Annotated in this window: 1 tRNA gene and 2 rRNA genes (1 of these 3 cut by a window edge); all 3 read left to right on the top strand. The window is 54.6% G+C overall.

Annotation, left to right across the window (positions count from 1 at the left end):
• Positions 1-2,130 (top strand): 23S ribosomal RNA (locus RYZ20_RS15745) (it extends 701 nt beyond the left edge of the window).
• Between the two features lie 71 nt (positions 2,131-2,201).
• Positions 2,202-2,316 (top strand): 5S ribosomal RNA (gene rrf / locus RYZ20_RS15740).
• Between the two features lie 107 nt (positions 2,317-2,423).
• Positions 2,424-2,500, top strand: a tRNA-Met gene (locus RYZ20_RS15735).

Here is a 2,500-nt window from a genome sequence, read left to right as displayed (position 1 = left end):
AGTGATCTAGCCATGTGCAGGATGAAGGTTGGGTAACACCAACTGGAGGTCCGAACCGACACCCGTTGAAAAGGGTCCGGATGACGTGTGGCTAGGGGTGAAAGGCCAATCAAACTCGGAGATAGCTGGTTCTCCGCGAAAGCTATTTAGGTAGCGCCTCGGACGAATACCTACGGGGGTAGAGCACTGCATGGATGATGGGGGCCCACAGCCTTACTGAGTCTAAGCAAACTCCGAATACCGTAGAGTACTATCCGGGAGACACACGGCGGGTGCTAACGTCCGTCGTGAAGAGGGAAACAACCCTGACCAACAGCTAAGGCCCCCAATTCGTGGCTAAGTGGGAAAGCATGTGGGACGACCAAAACAACCAGGAGGTTGGCTTAGAAGCAGCCATCCTTTAAAGATAGCGTAACAGCTCACTGGTCTAGATAAGTTGTCCTGCGGCGAAGATGTAACGGGGCTCAAGCCACGAGCCGAAGCTTTGGATGCGCAGCAATGCGCGTGGTAGCGGAGCGTTCTGTGATATAGAACGCTGCCTCCTTAGCATCCTCGGATGCATTGGAGGCAATGTTCTGACTGTGAAGCCGGGCTGTAAGGCATCCGGTGGAGTGATCAGAAGTGAGAATGTTGACATGAGTAGCGACAAAGAGGGTGAGAGACCCTCTCGCCGAAAGTCCAAGGGTTCCTGCTTAAAGCTAATCTGAGCAGGGTAAGCCGGCCCCTAAGGCGAGGCCGAAAGGCGTAGTCGATGGGAACCAGGTTAATATTCCTGGGCCAGGAGGAAGTGACGGATCCTGAAGGTTGTTCGATCTTATCGGATTGATCGGGCAGCTCAGGGGTCCCTGGAAATAGCCCTCCATGAGACCGTACCCTAAACCGACACAGGTGGACAGGTAGAGTATACCAAGGCGCTTGAGAGAACCACGTTTAAGGAACTCGGCAAAATGCCTCCGTAAGTTCGCGAGAAGGAGGCCCCATTCGCAGGCAACTGTGGGTGGGGGGCACAAACTAGGGGGTGGCGACTGTTTACTTAAAACACAGGGCTGTGCGAAGCCGTAAGGCGACGTATACAGTCTGACGCCTGCCCGGTGCCGGAAGGTTAAAAGGAGGAGTGCAAGCTCCGAATTGAAGCCCCGGTAAACGGCGGCCGTAACTATAACGGTCCTAAGGTAGCGAAATTCCTTGTCGGGTAAGTTCCGACCTGCACGAATGGCGTAACGATCTCCCCGCTGTCTCAAACGTGGACTCAGCGAAATTGAACTGTGTGTCAAGATGCACACTACCCGCGGTTAGACGGAAAGACCCCATGAACCTTTACTATAGCTTCGCACTGGCATCAGGATTGTGATGTGCAGGATAGGTGGTAGGCTTCGAAGCGGGAACGCCAGTTCTCGTGGAGCCTCCCTTGAGATACCACCCTTCGCACTCTTGATGTCTAACCGCGGCCCGTTATCCGGGTCCGGGACCCTGCGTGGTGGGTAGTTTGACTGGGGCGGTCGCCTCCCAAAGTGTAACGGAGGCGCGCGAAGGTTGGCTCAGACCGGTCGGAAATCGGTCGTTGAGTGCAATGGCAGAAGCCAGCCTGACTGCAAGACTGACAAGTCGAGCAGAGACGAAAGTCGGCCATAGTGATCCGGTGGTCCCGAGTGGAAGGGCCATCGCTCAACGGATAAAAGGTACTCTGGGGATAACAGGCTGATGGTGCCCAAGAGTCCATATCGACGGCACCGTTTGGCACCTCGATGTCGGCTCATCTCATCCTGGGGCTGGAGCAGGTCCCAAGGGTATGGCTGTTCGCCATTTAAAGAGGTACGTGAGCTGGGTTTAGAACGTCGTGAGACAGTTCGGTCCCTATCTGCCGTGGGTGTAGGATACTTGAGAAGAGTTGCCCCTAGTACGAGAGGACCGGGGTGAACGGACCACTGGTGGACCAGTTATCGTGCCAACGGTAGTGCTGGGTAGCTATGTCCGGACAGGATAACCGCTGAAGGCATCTAAGCGGGAAGCCCCCTTCAAAACTAGGTATCCCTTGAGGGCCGTGGAAGACCACCACGTCGATAGGTCGGAGATGTAAGTGCAGCAATGCATTCAGTTGACCGATACTAATTGCCCGATTGGCTTGATTTGATCCAGTAGTAGCAAGGCTCAAATCAAAAGCATGTAGTGAAACTGACTTGGACTAAAGGCTTCTTCCTCGGTTTGGTGGTCATAGCGCTGGCTAAACACCCGATCCCATCCCGAACTCGGCCGTTAAGGGCCAACACGCCAATGGTACTGCGTCTTAAGACGTGGGAGAGTAGGTCACCGCCAAACCTAGAAAGAAGCCACATATTCTCTCACAACGATGAAACAATACCCGATCGCTAAATAAGCCCTCGGGCAGAAGCGGATCAAAGCACCGCTCTAAAAACGCTAACAGTCGCGGGGTGGAGCAGCCCGGTAGCTCGTCAGGCTCATAACCTGAAGGCCGCAGGTTCAAATCCTGCCCCCGCAACCA

The sequence above is a fragment of the Pseudothioclava alba genome (assembly GCF_033100795.1).
In the GTDB taxonomy this organism is placed as follows: domain Bacteria; phylum Pseudomonadota; class Alphaproteobacteria; order Rhodobacterales; family Rhodobacteraceae; genus Pseudothioclava.
The sequence above is the reverse complement of the archived record's forward strand: the minus strand, read 5'-3'. Positions and strand labels throughout refer to the sequence as shown.